Annotated in this window: 18 protein-coding genes; 7 read left to right on the forward strand and 11 right to left on the reverse strand. The window is 72.9% G+C overall.

Annotation, left to right across the window (positions count from 1 at the left end; translation table 11 throughout):
• Positions 1–59 precede the first annotated feature (59 nt).
• Both AC067A_RS16470 and AC067A_RS16475 read left to right on the forward strand, forming a co-directional pair.
• Entirely contained in the window at positions 60–116 is a 57-nt protein-coding gene (locus tag AC067A_RS16470; protein ID WP_071892416.1) for a trp operon leader peptide, read from the forward strand.
• Between the two features lie 98 nt (positions 117–214).
• Positions 215–2,086 carry an anthranilate synthase family protein gene (locus AC067A_RS16475; RefSeq protein ID WP_478620318.1) on the forward strand — a complete coding sequence of 624 codons (1,872 nt, stop codon included), beginning with the start codon at positions 215–217 and terminating at the stop codon, positions 2,084–2,086.
• Between the two features lie 103 nt (positions 2,087–2,189).
• Here AC067A_RS16475 and AC067A_RS16480 read toward each other — a convergent pair whose 3' ends face one another.
• The 4 genes from AC067A_RS16480 to AC067A_RS16495 all read right to left on the reverse strand — a co-directional run bounded on the left by AC067A_RS16480 (position 2,190) and on the right by AC067A_RS16495 (position 5,938).
• The gene (locus AC067A_RS16480) at positions 2,190–3,188 is read right to left on the reverse strand and encodes a 2-hydroxyacid dehydrogenase (RefSeq protein ID WP_478620321.1); all 999 of its coding nucleotides are present in this window, start codon (positions 3,186–3,188) and stop codon (positions 2,190–2,192) included.
• A gap of 78 nt (positions 3,189–3,266) precedes the next feature.
• Positions 3,267–3,914 carry a response regulator gene (locus tag AC067A_RS16485; protein WP_478620443.1) on the reverse strand — a complete coding sequence of 216 codons (648 nt, stop codon included), beginning with the start codon at positions 3,912–3,914 and terminating at the stop codon, positions 3,267–3,269.
• A gap of 32 nt (positions 3,915–3,946) precedes the next feature.
• Positions 3,947–5,158 carry a MacS family sensor histidine kinase gene (gene macS / locus AC067A_RS16490; protein WP_478620323.1) on the reverse strand — a complete coding sequence of 404 codons (1,212 nt, stop codon included), beginning with the start codon at positions 5,156–5,158 and terminating at the stop codon, positions 3,947–3,949.
• A 33-nt stretch (positions 5,159–5,191) separates the two neighbouring features.
• Positions 5,192–5,938, reverse strand: a complete 747-nt coding sequence (locus tag AC067A_RS16495; protein WP_478620325.1) for a lysophospholipid acyltransferase family protein — start codon at positions 5,936–5,938, stop codon at positions 5,192–5,194.
• Between the two features lie 173 nt (positions 5,939–6,111).
• Between AC067A_RS16495 and AC067A_RS16500 the strand changes: the two genes are divergently transcribed.
• Both AC067A_RS16500 and AC067A_RS16505 read left to right on the forward strand, forming a co-directional pair.
• Positions 6,112–6,894, forward strand: coding sequence for an alpha/beta hydrolase (locus tag AC067A_RS16500; protein ID WP_478620328.1), 783 nt, complete (start codon positions 6,112–6,114; stop codon positions 6,892–6,894).
• Positions 6,887–7,588, forward strand: coding sequence for a hypothetical protein (locus AC067A_RS16505; RefSeq protein ID WP_478620330.1), 702 nt, complete (start codon positions 6,887–6,889; stop codon positions 7,586–7,588). The genes AC067A_RS16500 and AC067A_RS16505 overlap by 8 nt, the downstream gene beginning before the upstream one ends.
• Positions 7,589–7,667: 79 nt before the next feature.
• On the opposite strand, the gene AC067A_RS16510 is transcribed toward AC067A_RS16505, so the two are convergent.
• The 6 genes from AC067A_RS16510 to AC067A_RS16535 all read right to left on the reverse strand — a co-directional run bounded on the left by AC067A_RS16510 (position 7,668) and on the right by AC067A_RS16535 (position 12,461).
• On the reverse strand, positions 7,668–8,414 hold the full coding sequence (locus AC067A_RS16510) for an endonuclease/exonuclease/phosphatase family protein (protein ID WP_478620332.1): 747 nt from the start codon (positions 8,412–8,414) through the stop codon (positions 7,668–7,670).
• Positions 8,415–8,490: 76 nt separating this feature from the next.
• Complete coding sequence (locus AC067A_RS16515) at positions 8,491–9,432, reverse strand: ROK family glucokinase (RefSeq protein ID WP_478620335.1); 942 nt, start codon at positions 9,430–9,432, stop codon at positions 8,491–8,493.
• A gap of 66 nt (positions 9,433–9,498) precedes the next feature.
• Positions 9,499–9,960: a DUF5304 domain-containing protein gene (locus AC067A_RS16520; RefSeq protein ID WP_478620338.1), complete on the reverse strand. Its 462-nt coding sequence runs from the start codon at positions 9,958–9,960 to the stop codon at positions 9,499–9,501.
• Between the two features lie 41 nt (positions 9,961–10,001).
• Positions 10,002–11,132: an ArsA family ATPase gene (locus AC067A_RS16525; protein WP_478620340.1), complete on the reverse strand. Its 1,131-nt coding sequence runs from the start codon at positions 11,130–11,132 to the stop codon at positions 10,002–10,004.
• A 31-nt stretch (positions 11,133–11,163) separates the two neighbouring features.
• Positions 11,164–11,604 (reverse strand): SRPBCC family protein, encoded by a 441-nt coding sequence (locus AC067A_RS16530; protein WP_478620342.1) that lies wholly within the window; start codon positions 11,602–11,604, stop codon positions 11,164–11,166.
• Positions 11,605–11,693: 89 nt separating this feature from the next.
• On the reverse strand, positions 11,694–12,461 hold the full coding sequence (locus tag AC067A_RS16535) for a metallophosphoesterase family protein (protein WP_478620345.1): 768 nt from the start codon (positions 12,459–12,461) through the stop codon (positions 11,694–11,696).
• Positions 12,462–12,716: 255 nt separating this feature from the next.
• Between AC067A_RS16535 and AC067A_RS16540 the strand changes: the two genes are divergently transcribed.
• Together AC067A_RS16540 and AC067A_RS16545 are read left to right on the forward strand one after the other, a co-directional pair.
• Positions 12,717–14,513: an AMP-dependent synthetase/ligase gene (locus tag AC067A_RS16540; protein WP_478620348.1), complete on the forward strand. Its 1,797-nt coding sequence runs from the start codon at positions 12,717–12,719 to the stop codon at positions 14,511–14,513.
• 135 nt (positions 14,514–14,648) lie between these two features.
• A complete protein-coding gene (locus AC067A_RS16545) occupies positions 14,649–14,810 on the forward strand; it encodes a hypothetical protein (RefSeq protein WP_478620351.1) in 162 nt (53 codons plus the stop codon).
• On the opposite strand, the gene AC067A_RS16550 is transcribed toward AC067A_RS16545, so the two are convergent.
• Positions 14,794–15,936 (reverse strand): glycosyltransferase family 4 protein, encoded by a 1,143-nt coding sequence (locus tag AC067A_RS16550; RefSeq protein WP_478620354.1) that lies wholly within the window; start codon positions 15,934–15,936, stop codon positions 14,794–14,796. The two genes, AC067A_RS16545 and AC067A_RS16550, sit on opposite strands and share 17 nt — an antisense overlap.
• 91 nt (positions 15,937–16,027) lie before the next feature.
• Here AC067A_RS16550 and AC067A_RS16555 point away from each other — a divergent pair, with 91 nt between their 5' ends.
• Positions 16,028–17,302 (forward strand): glycosyltransferase 87 family protein, encoded by a 1,275-nt coding sequence (locus tag AC067A_RS16555; protein ID WP_478620356.1) that lies wholly within the window; start codon positions 16,028–16,030, stop codon positions 17,300–17,302.
• Positions 17,303–17,330: the final 28 nt, after the last annotated feature.

Raw genomic sequence — 17,330 nt, forward strand, 5'->3', positions numbered from 1 at the left:
CACCGTCCGCGGTGCGGACCGGGCCCCGTTTCCGTGCCCGGCTGGGTTACAGTGCTCGCATGTTCGCGCCTCAGATCCAGAACTGGTGGTGGACCGCTCATCCGGCGGCCCACTGACTGCGCGTACACCGAACGCACACAGGCCGCCCCGAGGGGCGGCCTTTCTCGTACCCGGGCCGTTCCTCTCCGCACCCGACCGGAAGGAACGACACCCCATGGACCTCTCCCGCCTCCTCGACGACTCCTGCCCTCCCTTCGCGCTGCTGCGCAGGCGCACCCCGGGGCGCGACCACGACACCGTCGAGGTGCTGATCGGTTCGGTCCACGAGGCCGAGCGCCTCGCGGAGCTGCCGGTGGGACCGCTGCCGACGCTCGCGTTGGTCCCCTTCCGGCAGATCCGGGAGCGCGGCTTCGACGTGCGCGACGACGGCACCCCGCTCTCGGTGCTCGTCGCCGAGGAGGCGTACGAACTGCCGCTCGCCGACGTGCTCGAACGGCTTCCGGCGCATGACGTGACGGTCGAGGGCGGCCGGTTCGACGTCTCCGACGAGGAGTACGCCGGGACCGTGCGACGGGTCGTCGACGAGGAGATCGGCTCGGGCGAGGGGGCGAACTTCGTCATCCGCCGCACCTACACCGGCGAGATCCCGGGCTTCGGCCAGGCCGACGCGCTGGCCCTGTTCCGGCGGCTGCTCGCGGGCGAGCGGGGCGCGTACTGGACGTTCGTCGTGCACACCGGCGACCGGACGCTCGTCGGGGCGAGCCCGGAGGTCCACGTGCGCATGTCGGGCGGAACGGTCGTGATGAACCCGATCAGCGGCACCTACCGCTACCCGGCGGGAGCCGCCCCGACCGCCGAGGGCCTGCTCGCGTTCCTCGCCGACCGCAAGGAGACCGAGGAGCTCTCCATGGTGGTGGACGAGGAGCTCAAGATGATGTGCACGGTCGGGGACATGGGCGGGGTGGTGATCGGCCCGCGCCTGAAGGAGATGGCCCATCTCGCGCACACCGAGTACGAGTTGCGCGGGCGGTCCTCGCTGGACGTGCGGGAGGTGCTGCGGGAGACCATGTTCGCGGCGACCGTGACCGGTTCCCCCGTCCAGAACGCCTGCCGGGTGATCGAACGCCACGAGACCGGCGGCCGCGGCTACTACGCCGGTGCGCTCGCCCTGCTCGGCACCGACGAGAACGGCGCCCAGACGCTCGACTCCCCCATCCTGATCCGTACCGCCGACATCGACGCGGGAGGGCGGCTGCGGGTGCCCGTCGGGGCGACCCTCGTCCGGCACTCGGACCCCGCCGGCGAGGTGGCCGAGACCCACGCGAAGGCGGCGGGGGTCCTCACCGCGCTCGGGGTGCGGGAGGGCCGGCCGGCCGGCGACGGGGCCCCGGCGTCCACCCGGCTCGCCGACGATCCCCGGGTGCGGGCCGCCCTGGACGCGCGCCGGGCCGACCTCGCGCCGTTCTGGCTGAAGATGCAGGCCAGGTCGGCCGAGCTGACCGGGCACGCGCTCGTGGTCGACGCCGAGGACACCTTCACGGCGATGCTGGCGCACGTGCTGCGCTCGTCGGGCCTGGAGGTGTCGGTGCTCCGCTACGACGAGCCGGGCCTGCGGGAGCTGGCGCTCGCCCACGAGGGGCCCGTCGTCCTCGGCCCCGGGCCCGGGAACCCCTCGGACGCCGCCGATCCCAAGATGCGCTTCCTGCGGGCCCTGACCGCCGAGCTGGTGCGGGACCACCGCCACGGCCTCCTCGGCGTCTGCCTCGGGCACGAGCTGATCGCCGCCGAGCTCGGCCTGGAGATCGTCCGCAAGCGCACCCCCTTCCAGGGCGCCCAGCTCCGCGTCGACCTCTTCGGCCAGGAGCGGACGGTCGGCTTCTACAACAGCTTCACGGCACGCTGCGACGACCGTTCGGCGACGGAGCTCGCCCTCCACCGCATCGAGGTCAGCCGGGACGCGGAGACGGACGAGGTGCACGCGCTGCGCGGTCCCGGCTTCGCCGGCGTCCAGTTCCACCCGGAGTCGGTCCTGACCCTGGAGGGAGCCGCGCTGACGGCCTCGCTCCTCGCCGGGGTGCTGGTCTGAGGAGCGGGAACCCCGGGGGGTGTCCTGTCGGTCGGGCCGGCTCGCGAAGCCCGATCGGGCTCGCGGGGCCTGACCGGCAGGGCGCCCCCAGGAGGCCCCGGGACTAGGAGGCCCTCGGGACCAGGACGTTCTCGTCGCGTCGTCGTGCGATGTAGTGGAGGACGTTCCGGACCGTGGTGTCGATGATCTGGCCGACCGCCTCGACGGTGTAGTAGGCCTGGTGCGAGGTGACCACGACGTTCGGGAAGGTGACGAGGCGGGCGAGGGTGTCGTCCTCGACGACCTCCAGGGACTTGTCGAGGAAGAAGAGCCCGGCCTCGGCCTCGTACACGTCGAGGCCGACGCCGGTGAAGCGGCCGGCCCGGAGTTCGGTGACGAGGGCCTCGGTGTCGACGAGTCCGCCGCGGCTGGAGTTCACCAGGATCGCGTCGTCCTTCATGGCCCTGAGGGCGGCGGCGTCGATGAGGTGCCGGGTGGACGGGAGCAGCGGCACGTGGAGGCTGATGAGGTCGGCCTCGGCGAAGAGCCGTTCCTTCTCGACGTACTTCATGCCGAGCGCGGCGCAGGCGGGGTTCTCGGTGAGGTCCCAGCCGAGCAGGTCCATGCCGAAGCCGTGGGCGATCCGGGTGAAGGCCTCGCCGATCTTTCCGGTGCCGAGGACGCCGACGGTACGGCCCCGCAGGTCGCGGCCCATCAGTCCGTCGAGACGGAAGTCGAAGTCGCGGGTGCGGTTGGAGGCGCGGACGATCCGGCGGTTGACGGCCATCGCGAGGGTCCAGGCGAACTCGGCGACGGAGTACGGCGAGTAGTACGAGACGCGGGCGACGGTGAGGCCGAGGCGTTCGGCGACCTCCAGGTCGATGTTGTTGAAGCCGGTGGAGCGCTGGGCGATCATCCGGGTGCCGCCGGCCGCGAGGGTCTGCAGGACCCGGTGGTCGAGGACGGCGTTGACGCTGGTGGAGACGATCTCGTAGCCGGCCGCGATGGGGGCGGTGTCCTCGGTCAGGAAGACGCCCAGACAGCGGACGTCGTGGTGGCCCTCGAACGCCTTCTCGATGAGGGGCTTCTCGTCCGCCTGCACGCCGAATGCCAGGATCTCCACGATTTCCCCTCACCGTCACGATGGGCCGCATATGCGCGAATATCGCGAATATACGGCCCTTCGTCCCGCCCGGCCGTCTCAGGCGTCGTCGAGCCCGCGCTCGATGGCGTACCGGACGAGCTCCACCCGGTTGTGCAGCTGGAGCTTGCCCAGGGTGTTCTGGACGTGGTTCTGCACGGTGCGGTGCGAGATCACCAGGCGTTCGGCGATCTGCTTGTAGCTGAGCCCCTTGGCGACGAGGCGCAGGACCTCCGTCTCGCGCTCGGTCAGCTGCGGGGCCTTCGGCTCGTCGCCTCCGGCGGCCGGGGCGGGCTCGGAGGCGAGCCGGCGGTACTCCCCGAGGACGAGCCCGGCGAGGCCCGGGGTGAAGACGGGGTCGCCGACGGCCGTCCGCCGCACGGCGTCGGTCAGTTCCTCGGTGCTGGCCGACTTGAGGAGGTAGCCGGTGGCGCCGGACTTGACCGCCTCCAGGACGTCGGCGTGCTCGCCGCTGGCCGAGAGGACGAGGACCCGCAGCGCGGGGTGCGCGCCGACCAGCTCCTTGCAGACCTGGACACCGGGTTTGACCGGCAGGTTGAGGTCCAGGACGAGGACGTCCGGGACCGCGGCCGTGGCCCGGCGTACGGCCTGCTCGCCGTCGCCCGCCGTGGCGACCACGTCGAACCCCGCCTCGGCCAGGTCGCGGGCGACCGCGTCCCGCCACATCGGATGGTCGTCGACGACCATCACCCTGATCCGGCGCTCGGCCTGCTGCTCGCTCACTTCTCCCCTGCCTTCCCCCGTGGAACCTTCAACTCGACTTCCGTGCCCTGGCCCGGGACCGAGATCAGCTCGGCCGTGCCGCCCAGATCCCGCAGTCTCCCCCGGATGGAGAGGGCGACGCCCATCCGGCCCTCGCCCTCCGCCTGGGTGAGGCGGCCCTCCGGGATGCCGGGGCCGTCGTCCCGGACGGTGACGATCACCTCGTCGGGCCAGTCCTCGACGAGGATCCAGGCGCGGGCGTCCCCGCCCGCGTGCACCCGCACATTGTCCAGGGCCGCGCCGACGGCGGCGGCCAGCTCCCGGGCGGCGGGCGCGGGCAGCAGCACCGGCGCCCCGGGCTCCGAGAGGGTGACGCGGGCGCCGGCCCGGGGGGCGAGCAGCAGGCGCAGGTCGACGGGGGTGTCGTCGCCGGGCTCCTCGTCGACCTCGACGACCCGGACGACCGCCCCCTCGGACTCGTCCTCGGAGACCAGGCTGGGCCGGGTGAGTCCACCGGCGACGAGGGTGCGGAGCGCCACCTCCTGTTCGCCCGCCATCCGGCCGAGTTCGGCGGCCTCGCCGCCGATGGCCGTGCCGCGCCGCTGCACCATGGCGAGGACCTGGAGGACGCTGTCGTGGATGTCGCGGGCGAGCCGCTCCCGTTCCCGGGTGGCGGCCTCGATCTCCAGGGCGCGGGCGAGGGTGCGCTCGGAGGCGCGGGCGACCTCGACGACGTACCCGATGGCGATGGAGGCGACCCAGACGAGCAGCACGTTGTGGAGGGTGTCCCGGCTGGGGTGGCCGCGTTCGACGATGTTGGCGACGGCGACCAGGGTGGACGCGACGCCGGCCCAGCGCCAGCCGCCCTTGATCGCGTACGCGAGGACGGAGCCGGCGGTCCATATCGACGGCAGTGTGGGGCCGTCGACCGACTGGGCGTGGGTGTCGGCGAGCGGGGTGAGGAGGATGCCGACCAGGGCGATGGTGAGGTCGGCGACGAGGAAGCGCTTGGTGCAGCTGGCCGCGTTCGCCACCTTGGGGAGGGTCGCGAGGGTCCAGACGCACATCACCGCCAGGTAGCCGACGGCGATCCAGGGCCGTTCGTACGCGCTCCGGTCGAACGCGAACAGCAGGACCGCGTAGACCATCGTCAGGACGCGGTAGCCGGTCAGCGCCCGCCACAGCGGCTGCTCGACCGACATGCGCACGACACGCTCGCGCTTGGCCATCTCCCCCACCCCCGGAAAGCCCCTCGCGGGGACCTACGCGCCGGACTCTTCCCGAGCGGCGATCTCGGCCTTGACGGCCTCCTTGGCCGCCTTCTCAGCGTCCGCGATCTGCCGCTTGGCGGCGGTCGCGTAGATGTCGACGTACTCCTGGCCCGACAGCTTCATGATCTCGTACATGACCTCGTCGGTCACCGAGCGGAGGATGAAGCGGTCCCCGTCCATGCCCTGGTAGCGGGTGAAGTCCAGCGGCTTGCCGATCCGGATCCCCGGGCGCATCAGCTTGGGGACGAGCTTGCCGGGCGGCTGGATCTTCTCGGTGTCGATCATGGCGACCGGGATCACGGGAGCGCCGGTGGCCAGGGCCACCCGGGCGAGGCCGCCGGGCTTGCCCCGGTAGAGGCGCCCGTCGGGCGACCGGGTGCCCTCGGGGTAGATGCCGAACAGGCCGCCGCCCTCGATGACCTCGATGCCGGCCTTGATGGCCGCCTCGCCGGCGCCCCTGGCGCCCGAGCGGTCCACCGGGAGCTGGCCGACGCCCTTGAAGAAGGCGGCGGTGAGCTTGCCCTTCACGCCGGGCGTGGTGAAGTACTCGGCCTTGGCGATGAACGTGACCTTGCGGTCCAGGACCGCGGGCAGGAAGAAGGAGTCCGAGAACGACAGGTGATTGCTCGCCAGGATCGCCGGCCCTTCGGCGGGGATGTTCTCCAGACCCTCCACCCAGGGCCGGAAGGCAAGCTTCAGAGACCCTCCGAGGGAGAACTTCATTGCGCCGTAGATCAACTCGCCATGCCTTCCGTGTGCCGTCGCGACGACTTTATCCCGTACCCGCGCACGCCCCCCGCTACGGCCCTGGTCGGTGTCGGTCCGGTCGCGTAACGTGAAGGTCCTTCCCCATTTTCCGTCGCTCCGGCACACCCGAAGACGCCGGAGTCGCAAGCGAACAGGAGACCCCGGTGCCGGTCCTTCCCGGAGCCGAGCCGTACCGCCATGAAGGCGGGAAGGTCGGCGTCCTTCTCTGTCACGGCTTCACCGGATCCCCGCAGTCGATGCGCCCGTGGGCCGAGTACCTGGCCGAGCACGGGCTGACGGTGTCGGTGCCGCTGCTGCCCGGCCACGGCACCCGCTGGGAGGACATGCAGGTCACCGGCTGGCACGACTGGTACGCGGAGGTGGACCGGGCGCTGCGCGAGCTCCTCGACCGGTGCGAGACCGTCTTCGTCTTCGGTCTCTCCATGGGCGGGGCGCTGACCCTGCGGCTCGCCGCCCGGTACGGGGACGCGGTGCGGGGCATCGTGCTGGTCAACCCGGGGAACAAGGTGCACGGCCTGGCGGCTCGCGCGCTGCCGGTGGTCCGCCATCTGGTCCCCTCGACCAAGGGCATCGCCAGCGACATCGCGAAGGAGGGCGTGGCGGAGGTCGGATACGACCGGGTGCCGCTGCACGCCGCGCACTCCCTGCGGCAGTTCTTCATGACCGTGGACGCGGAGCTCCCCCAGGTCACACAGCCGGTGGTGCTGCTGCACAGCCCCCAGGACCACGTCGTGCCGCCCGCCGACTCGGCCCGGATCCTCTCCCGGATCTCCTCGACCGACGTCCGGGAGGTCCTGCTGGAACAGAGCTACCACGTGGCGACGTTGGACCATGACGCGGAGCTGATCTTCGACGAGAGCCTGGCCTTCGTCGAGCGCCTCGCGCCGGGGCTGGTCGACGGAAAGGGGAGCAGGAGCGGTGGCTGAGCAGCAGGACGGCGACGAGCGGGAGCCGCAGCCCATCGACGAGGAGGCGGCCTGGGCCGCGATCGTCGCCGGGTACGGCCAGGAGCCCGCGGACCCTCCGGGGACGAAGCCGTTCCGGTCGATAGAGAACCTGGCGCTGCCGGAGCCCGAGGACGGGGCCGACGCGGCCGGGGACGAGGTCCGGCCGGTGAAGCCGCGGCCGGTGGTCGGGGAGGGCACGCCCTGGAAACCGCGGCCGAGCGCCGGGGAGACGCCGTCGGAGGCCGCCGGGAAGAAGCCGTCGGAGGCGGCCGACGAGCCCGAGGCGGACGGCGACGCCGAATCCGGGCCCGAGCGGCCCGCGCTGGGCGGCTCGATCGTCTTCGCGCCCGGGGTGCGGCCCGCCGGTCCCCGTGACTACTCGCCCGCCGAACCGGACGAGGCCGAGGGCGGCGCCGACGAGGGCCATTTCGTCCCTCCGGAGCCGCCGCCGCTCCCCGAGGCCGACGTGACGACCAGGTTCGCCTGGCTCGCCGTGGTCGGCGGCCCGGTCCTGATGCTGGTGGCCGTGCTGCTCCAGTGGGACATGACCTGGTGGCTGACGACCCTCTGCATCGGTGGCTTCCTCGGCGGCTTCGCCACCCTGGTCGGCCGCATGAAGCACGACGACGATGACGACGGCTTCGACGACCCGGGCCGCGGGGCGGTCGTCTGAGCCTCCCGGCGCCGCGGTGGCCCCGGGAGGCGCCGGGGCACGCCCCCCGGGGCCGGCCGCGCCGGACCGCGGGGGCCGCTCAGCCCGTCGCGGGGACGCGGACCGCCGCCAGCACCGGCAGGTGATCGGTGGCGGCCCGCAGGTCCGCCGGGTCGAGGCCGCGGGGGACGCCGCAGCCGAGGAACTCGACGCCGGGGGTCGCCAGGATCGCGTCGATGCGCTGGTGCGGGTCGGCGGGGATCGAGGTGTACTCGCCGCCCCAGGGCGCGGCCTCCCAGCCGTCCTGGAGGCGGCCGGTCAGCCGGGTGAAGGCGGGGCCGCCAGGGCGTTCGTTGAGGTCGCCGGCGACGAGGGTGTACGGGGTGCCCAGGGCGTCGACCCGGTCGAGGACCATCCCGGCCTGGGCGTACCGCTCGTCCTTCCGCAGGCTCAGATGGCAGCTGATCAGGCCGACCCGGGCCCTTCCGAAGCGGACGACGGCGGTCGCCAGGCCGCGGCGGTGGAGTCCTGGGGTGAGCGGCAGCAGTACGTCCTCGGTGTGTTCGACGGTGGCGCGCGGCGAGCAGAGCAGCAGGGGGCCGGCCGCGGGGGCGCCGCCGCCGAGGACGACGAGCTCGCTCTTGGCGGCGAGCCGGGCGGCGTGCTTGCGCCAGCGGAAGAAGCGCGGGGCCTCCTGGACGAAGACGACGTCCGGGGCGCAGGCGCGGATGATCCGGGCGAGGGCGTCCTCGTCGTCGCGCAGCGAGCGGACGTTGTAGCTCATGACCCGGAGGACGGCCGAGCCGTCGTCCTCGGTGCGGGAGTCGGGCAGCTCGCTGGTCGCCATGTCGGGCACCATACGCCGACCGCCCGCCGGGTCCGTGCGGACGCGGCGGGCGGTCGGCGGGTGCCTGTGTGCGGGCTCAGCCCTGGCGGGCCAGGTCGGCGGCGCCGACGAGGCCGGCCTTGTTGCCCAGCTGGGCGGCGAGGACCTGCGCGTGCGGGCGCCACTGGCCGCCGATCAGCCAGCGCCGGAAGGACTTGCGGATCGGGTCGAGGACGAGGTCGCCCTCGTCCGAGACGCCGCCGCCGACGATGAACGCCGAGGGGTCGAAGAGCGAGGCCAGGTCGGCGAGACCTGCGCCGGCCCAGCGGGCCAGCTCGCGGAAGGAGTCGACGGCGACCGGGTCGCCGGCGCGGGCGGCCTCGCTGACGTGCTTGCCCTCGATGCCCTCCGGGGTGCCGTCGCCGAGGCCGAGCAGGATCTCCGCCCGCTCGGGGGTGGCGTTGGCGCGCTGCTTGGCGTACCGGACGAGGGCGCGACCGGAGGCGTACTGCTCCCAGCAGCCCTGGCTGCCGCAGCCGCACAGCAGGCCGTCCGGGACGACCCGGATGTGGCCGAATTCGGCCGCCACGCCGAAGCGTCCGCGGCGCAGCTTGTTGCCGATGATGATGCCGCCGCCGAGGCCGGTGCCGAGGGTGATGCAGATGACGTCCTCGTGGCCCTGGCCGGCGCCGAACCGGTATTCGCCCCAGGCCGCCGCGTTGGCGTCGTTCTCGACGACGACGGGCAGGCCGACCCGCTGCTCGACCTTGTCCTTCAGCGGCTCGTGCCGCCAGTCGATGTTCGGCGCGAAGAGGACGGTGGCACGCTTGTCGTCGACGTAGCCCGCGGCACCGATGCCGACGGCCTCGATCGAGTGGCCCCTGCCGGCCTCGGAGACGGCCGCGCTGATCGCGTCGACGATCCCGTCGGGGGTCGGCGGGGTGGGCACCTTGTGCGTGTCGAGGATCTTGCCGTCCTCGTCGACCACGCCGGCCGCGATCTTCGTGCCGCCGATGTCGACGCCGATGGTGAGTCCCATGTGTCCCTCAGTTTTCGGTCGAGCCCCGCTAAGGCCCACCGTACCCGAGGGCGAGGCGGCTACTGATCAGTCAAGGTCGATGTGCTGGCCGGTTCCCGGCCCTTCGTCGTCCTTGCGGGGCTCGTCGGTGTCGCCGCCGGGCCCGTCCGCGTCCCGGCGGGGGTCGTCCTCGGCCACGGGGCCGCCCCGCGTCCAGCGGTTCTCATGGCCCTCGACCGCGGAGCGGTAGGCGGCGAGGAGTTCGCTGCCGGCGGCGGCGAGGTGGTCGAAGACCTGTGGGTTGCGCTCGATGACGGGCTCGACGACGGCCTTCGCCTGATGGACGAGCTGCTGTACGGTCTGCGCGGCCTGGCCCGCGAGGAGGGGGTTGCCGAGGCCTCCGGAGACCTTGTCGGCGACGGCTTCGAAGAGCTTGCGGAACTCCTCCGCGGGCGAGCCCGGCTCGGCTCCGCGCTCGGCCCGCCGGCGGGCCTTCTCCGCCTCCAGGTCCTCGGCGCACGCCTTGGCCCAGGCGTCCGAATCGCTCATGGCGCACTCCTCACTGGCTGGTACTTCGACGGTACACGGCCTCAGGGCGTGCGGGGCCAGAGTCCCGGGTCGGGCGTGAAGCGCACCCGGAGGTCGCCTTCGACGAGTCCCGCGCCGGAGACGGTGCAGCGGCGCAGGGCGCCCGGCAGCAGGACGGCACGGCGGAAGGGGCCGACGGCCAGCAGCAGTTCGTCGCCGCGCCGGACGAGCGAGAGTTCCTCCTTGACGGCCCCCGGGAGGGCGATGTGCCAGACGAGGACGCCGTCCTCCTCCCGCCGGTCCTCGACGGGCCACTGCGGCGCGGGGCCGGGCGGGACGTCGGGCCGTACGGGCGCGAGCAGGGCGAGGTCCTCGGTTCCGCGCGGCTCCCGGCCGAGGTGGGGGAGCTCGTACAGGACGTCGGTGGCGGTGCGGAGCTCCGCCAGGTGCCGGTGCTGCTCGGCGGTGAGTCCGGCCAGCCAGGGGTCCTCCGAGTCGGCGGGCAGCAGCCGGTTGGCGACGACCGCCTCCAGCGCCCGGCCCTGGAGCGCGAGTCCCAGCCGGGCGGCGCGCAGGGTCCGGCCGGCGGCGGGGCCGGGTTCGAGCACGAGGCGGACGGTGGTGCCGGGGGCCTCGACGGCCGCCTGGACGGCGGCGAGCTCCGCCTCCCACCGCGCGGTCGTCTCGTACAGCCACTGCGCGGGCATCGGCACCCCGGCGAGCTGCGCGAGCATCGGGCGCAGGGCGCGCGCGGCCTGGCGCTCGGGCGGCAGCAGCCGGCGCAGGTAGCGGCGGAGCTGGTCGGGCAGGGCGAGCAGGGCGAGCGCCTCCGGCAGCGGCGGCAGGTCGACGACGGCGACGTCCTCGTCCCCCGCGGCCACCTCCCGCAGGGCCCTGAGCAGCGCGAACTGTCGGCTTCCCGGCAGCTCCGTCAGCTCGGCGTCCTCGAACGGCGCGGTCCCGAGCAGCTCGAGGGCGGCCCCCGATCTCGCCTGCAGCGCGAGGAACTCCCGCCGGAAGTCCGCGGCGGGTTCGGGCCGCAGCACCCTCGGTCCGTCCCCGCCCCTCAGCGGATCGCTCTCCTCGGAGACGAGCACGACCCGCTTCCCCGCACGGGCCTCCGCGACGGCCGTCGCCCCCGCCACGGTGCTCCGCCCCGCGCCCCCGACACCTGTGACAAGGATGATCCGCATGGGGAGGACGTTACCCGCGCCCTCCGGGGGATCACGCGCCGGATTCGACCCGCTGCTTCAGGCCGGCGAGGGCGCGGTCGATGATGACCTTCTCGGCCTTGCGCTTGATCATGCCGAGCATGGGGATCTTGACGTCGACGGTGAGCTGGTAGGTGACCTCGGTGCGGTCGCCGGCGAGCGGGGCGAGGCGGTAGGACCCGTCGAGGGAGCGGAGCATCTGGGACTTGACCAGGGTCCAGCTGACCTCGTTGGCGCCGGTCCAGGTGTAGGCGAGGGTGTGGTCGTCCTTGATCGCGCCGGCGTCGAGGAGGAGCCGGACCTTCTCCGCGCGGCCGGCGGCGTCGGTCTCCAGGACCTGGGCCTCCTTCACCTCGCCGGTCCACTCGGGGTAGCGGGCGAAGTCGGCGATCACACCCATGACGTCGGCCGGTGCCGCCTCGATGGTGATGCTCGAGCTGGTGTGTTCGGCCATCGCGGTGGCTCCTCCACGGTGTGTTCCGGCGGAAGTGAAAGGGCACAGACGTGCCTACGGCAGGCTATCGCGCCCCGGCTCCGCCCCCGTCACCACTCCAGCGCGAAGGGTGTGCCGGTCGAGGCGAAGTGCCCGACGTTCACGCACTCGGTCGAGCCGATCCGCATGCGCCGGGCGAGCGGCTGGTGGACGTGGCCGAAGAGGGCGTAGCGGGGCCGGGTGCGGCGGATCGCGTCGAGCAGGGCCCGGCTGCCGCGCTCGAAGCGGCGGGCGACGGTGTCGTAGGTCAGGTCCGGCACGTCCGGCGGGATGTGGGAGCAGAGGACGTCGACGTCGCCGAGCGCCTCGACCTTGGCCGCGTACTCCTCGTCGGAGATCTCGTACGGGGTGCGCATGGGGGTGCGCAGGCCGCCGCCGACGAAGCCGACGGTGAGGCCGCCGAGCTCGATCCGCCGGCCGTCGAGGACGGTGGTGCCGGGTCGGGCGAAGTCGGGCCAGAGCCGCGGGATGTCGACGTTGCCGTAGGTGGCGTAGGTGGGGGTGGGGAAGGCGGCGAAGAGTTCGGCGTACTGGCGGCGCACGGCGGCCTCGATGGCGGTTTCCCGGTCGACGTCGAGCTCGGCCCAGAGGCGGCGCCCCAGGTCACGGGCCTCGTCGAAGCGGCGGGCGGTGCGCAGCTCGACCAGCCGGTCGGCGTTCTCGGTGCCGAAGAGGTCGGGGAAGATGCCGCGGCTGTGATCGGCGTAGTCGAGGAAGAGGACCAGGTCCCCCAGGCATATCAGGGCGTCGGCGCCCTCCCCCGCCCGGGCGAGATCTCCGGCGTTGCCGTGTACGTCACTGACCACATGGACTCGCATGAGCCCACCTTAGGGGGTGTCACCTGCGGTTACTTGGGAGTCGCGAAACCGGTGGATTACTGTGCGCAGAGCACCGTCACGCATGTGTGACGCACGGAACATCTGACCGGGACCCCCTATCGGGAACCATGTACTGGTGGGTAACGTCCGGGCAGTCCAGTCGTGCTCACCCCCACTGAGCACCTGCCCGATCATGGACTTCACCGGTGCATCACACAGAGCCGTGGCGCCGGCGCCCGATGAGGAGCAGCAGTCTTGCGCGAGTTCAGCCTTCCGGCCCTGTACGAGGTCCCCGCGGACGGCAACCTGACGGATCTCATCCGCCGCAACGCCTCCCAGCACCCAGATGTCGCCGTGATGGGGCGCAAGGTCGACGGCGTGTGGACCGACGTCACCGCCACCGAGTTCCTCGCCGAGGTCCGCGGCGTCGCCAAGGGCCTGATCGCCGCCGGCGTGGAGCCGGGCGACCGGGTCGCGCTGCTCTCCCGCACGCGCTACGAGTGGGTCCTCCTCGACTTCGCGATCTGGAGCGCGGGCGCGGTCACCGTGCCGGTGTACGAGACGAGCTCGCCGGAGCAGATCCAGTGGATCCTCGGCGACTCGGGCGCGACGCTGGTGCTCGTCGAGAGCGCCGCGCACCAGGCCTCGGTGGAGTCCGTACGGGCCGATCTGCCGGACCTCAAGGGCGTCTGGCAGATCGACGCCGACGCGGTCGCACGGCTCACGGCCACCGGCGCGGACGTCTCCGACGAGCTGCTCGACGAGCGCATGTCGGCGGCGAACGCCGACGACCCGGCGACGATCGTCTACACCTCGGGCACGACGGGCCGCCCCAAGGGCTGCGTCCTGACCCACCGCGCCTTCTTCGCCGAGTGCGGCAACGTGGTGGAGCGGCTCAAGCCCCTCTTCCGTACGGGCGAGTGTTCGGTGCTGCTGTTCCTGCCGGCCGCGCACGTCTTCGGGCGGCTCGTCGAGGTCGCGTCCGTGATGGCGCCGATCCGCCTCGGCTGCGTCCCGGACATCAAGAACCTCACCGACGAGCTGGCCTCGTTCCGGCCGACGCTGATCCTGGGCGTGCCGCGCGTCTTCGAGAAGGTCTACAACTCGGCGCGGGCGAAGGCCCAGGCCGACGGCAAGGGCAAGATCTTCGACAAGGCCGCGCACACGGCCATCGCGTACAGCCGGGCGATCGGCACCCCGCAGGGGCCGTCCTTCGGGCTCAAGCTGAAGCACAAGGTCTTCGACAAGCTGGTCTTCAGCAAGCTGCGGGCGGTGCTCGGCGGGCGGGGCGAGTACGCGATCTCGGGCGGCGCGCCGCTGGGCGAGCGGCTCGGCCACTTCTTCCGGGGCATCGGCTTCACGGTCCTGGAGGGCTACGGCCTGACGGAGTCGTGCGCGGCGACCGCGTTCAACCCGTGGGACCGGCAGAAGATCGGCACGGTCGGTCAGCCGCTGCCGGGCTCGGTGGTGCGGATCGCCGACGACGGCGAGGTGCTGCTGCACGGCGAACACATCTTCACGGAGTACTGGAACAACCCGGCGGCGACGGCCGAGGCGCTGGCGGACGGCTGGTTCCACACGGGTGACATCGGCACGCTCGACGAGGACGGCTACCTCGCGATCACCGGCCGCAAGAAGGAGATCCTGGTGACGGCGGGCGGCAAGAACGTCGCCCCGGCGGTCATCGAGGACCGGATCCGGGCGCACGCGCTGGTCGCGGAGTGCATGGTGGTCGGCGACGGGCGTCCGTTCGTGGGCGCGCTGGTCACCATCGACGAGGAGTTCCTCGGCCGCTGGGCCGCCGAGCACGGCAAGCCGGCCGGTTCGACGGCGGCCTCGCTCCGCGAGGACGCGGAGCTCGTGGCGGAGGTCCAGCGGGCGATCGACGACGGCAACGCGGCGGTCTCCAAGGCCGAGTCGGTCCGCAAGTTCCGTATCCTCCCGGCGCAGTTCACCGAGGAGGCGGGGCACATCACGCCGTCGCTGAAGCTGAAGCGGAACGTGGTGGCGAAGGACTTCGCGGACGAGATCGAGGCGATCTACCGGGCCTGAGGCCCGTAGGCGGACCGTACGGCCGGAGGCCCGGGGCGTTGTCGCCCCGGGCCTCCGGCCGTTTCCGCGCCCCTCCGCGGAAACGGACTGGAACTCACCGCGCGCACCAAGGTCGACCACCGGGCCGGCGCGACCATGCCGCTGCCGGACGGCACGGACGCGCCCACCACCTACGCCTGGCGCTTCCACGTCGACCGCGACGACAAGCGCGAGCTCGTCCTGTTCTTCTTCGGCGACCCCGACGGCGGCAGCACCTACGTCATGACGCGGAAGCCGTCCGCTACAGCAGCTCCCTGAGCCGCTCCGCCAGCAGGTCCCAGCGCCACCTCTCCTCGACCCAGGCCCGCCCCCGCTCCCCCATGCGCGCGCGCAGCTCGGGGTCGAGGAGCAGGGTGGTGACGCGGTCGGCGGTGTCCTCCGGGGCGTCGCCGCGGACGACCCAGCCGGTCTCGCCGTCGAGGACGGCGTCCGGGGCGCCGCCGGAATCGCCGGCCACGACCGGCAGGCCGGTGGCGGAGGCCTCCAGGTAGACGATGCCGAGGCCCTCGACGTCGAGGCCCCCGCGCCGGGTGCGGCAGGGCATGGCGAAGACGTCGCCGGCCCCGTAGTGGGCGGGGAGTTCCGACCAGGGGACGGCGCCGGTGAAGCGTACGGATCCGGCCACGCCGGTCTCCGCGGCGAGACGGCGCAGGTCCTTCTCGTACGGGCCGCCGCCGACGATCAGCAGGACCGCGTCCGGGACCTGCCGGAGGATCCGGGGCATCGCCCGGATCAGGGTGTCCTGACCCTTGCGCGGGACGAGCCGGGAGACGCAGACGACGACCGGACGGTCGCTCAGCCCCAGGCGGGCGCGGACCTCGGCGCCCCCCGAACCGGGGTGGAAGGTCTTCTCGTCCACGCCGGGCGGGAGTTGGACCATCCGGCCGGCGGCGGCGGGCGTGAGGGCCGCGGCGATCCGGGAGCGGGTGTACTCGCCGAGGTAGGTGATCGTGTCCGTGCCCTCGCCGATGCGGCGCAACAGCTGCCGGGAGGCGGGCAGCTGGGCCCATCCCGCCTCGTGGCCGTGGGTGGTGGCGACGAGCCGCCGCGCGCCCGCCCGGCGGAGCGCGGGGGCCATCAGACCGAGCGGCGCGGCCGCGCCGAACCACACGGACGCGCAGTCGTGCTCGCGGAGCAGCGCGGTGGCGCGGGCGGTGACCCGGGGGGTCGGCAACAACATGGTGGTGCGATCCCGGACGACCGTGAAAGGCTGCTCGGCGTCGAAAGCGGCCGTCGCCTCGATCCCTTCGCGGCTGCGCTTCCACGTGGAGGCGTAGACCACGATCCGTTCGGGGTCCAGACGGAGCGCCATGTTGTGCAGGAACGCCTGGATTCCGCCGGGACGCGGCGGGAAGTCGTTCGTTACGATCAGGGTCTTGTGCATCGTGGCCGACAGTACCGCGAGCACGCCCCCCGCCCGGCACCCACCGCTTCCTCCCTCGCGAGCGGGCCGACAGGACAGGAGCCAGGACGGTATGACGGGTGCGGCGGGCGACGACCGGATAGGGCTGCGGCTCCCGCTCGTCCTGTGGGGCCTCACCCGTGCCGTCCTGCTGCTGTGCGCCTTCGACGTCGTCTCGGTCCCCGGCCCGGAGACGACGCGCGAGGTCGAGGAGATCTACCGGGGCTGGTTCGAGGTCCTGAGGTCGGGTACGTACCCGCTGGACGACGCGACCTGGCAGTATCCGCCGGGCGCCGCCCTCCCGATCCTCGCGCCCTCGCTGCTGCCGATCCTCGACTACGCGACCGCCTTCTTCGTCCTGGCGTTCCTGTGCGACGCCTTCGTCCTCGGGCTCCTGACGCGCACCGGCCGTCGGCCGGGCCGGTCGATGCGGGGCGCCTGGCTGTGGCTGGCGGCGGTGCCCCTGCTCGGCCCGACCGCGTACGCCCGCTACGACATCATGGTGGCGGCGGTCGCCGTCGCGGCCCTGCTGGCGGCCGGCCGCAGCCCGCGCACGCTCGGAGTGCTCGCCGGCTTCGGCGCGGTCCTGAAGGTGTGGCCGGCGCTGCTGCTCGCGGGCACCCCGAAGGGGCCGGTGACCTGGCGCTCCTGGCCGGTGGCGGCGGGCGCCGGATGCGCGGTGCTGCTGCTGTGCGGGGCGTGGATGCCGGGCTCCCTGGCCTTCCTCTCCTACCAGAGCGAGCGGGGCACGGAGGTCGAGTCCCTGGGCGCGATGGTGTTCCACCTGGCCCGGAACCTCGGCTGGGGCGGCGAGGCGCGGATGAACTACGGCTCGATGGAGTTCATCGGCCCGTACGTCTCGTGGGTGTCGGCCGGCGCGATGGGGATGACGGTCGCCGCCTTCGGCTGGCTGGCGGTGTGGCGGTTCAAGGCGCGCCGGTTCGTCTCCTCGACGATGGCGGACGCGGCCTTCGTGGCGGTGCTGCTCTTCACCGTGACGAGCCGGGTGATCTCGCCGCAGTACATGATCTGGCTGGTCGGACTGGCCGCGGTCTGCCTCGCCTACCGGTCGAGCAGGATGCGGCGCCCCGCCCATCTGGTGTTGTGGGCGACGGCCGTGACGCAGTTCGAGTACCCCGTCTGGTTCTGGCACGTGACCGAGAGCGACCCCCTGGGCATCGCGGTCCTGTTCCTGCGCAACGGCCTGCTCGTGGCCGCCGCCTTCGCCGCCTGCCGCACCCTGTGGCGGCACACGGTGACGGAGGCCGGCGTGGTGCGGATCCCCGTCCCGGCGGACCGGCCGGAGCGGGAGAAGGTGCTGACCGGTTCGGCCCGGTCCCGCGGATAGGCCCGGTGCTACCCTGATGGACCTTTGC

The organism is Streptomyces sp. NPDC043176 (assembly GCF_056436715.1).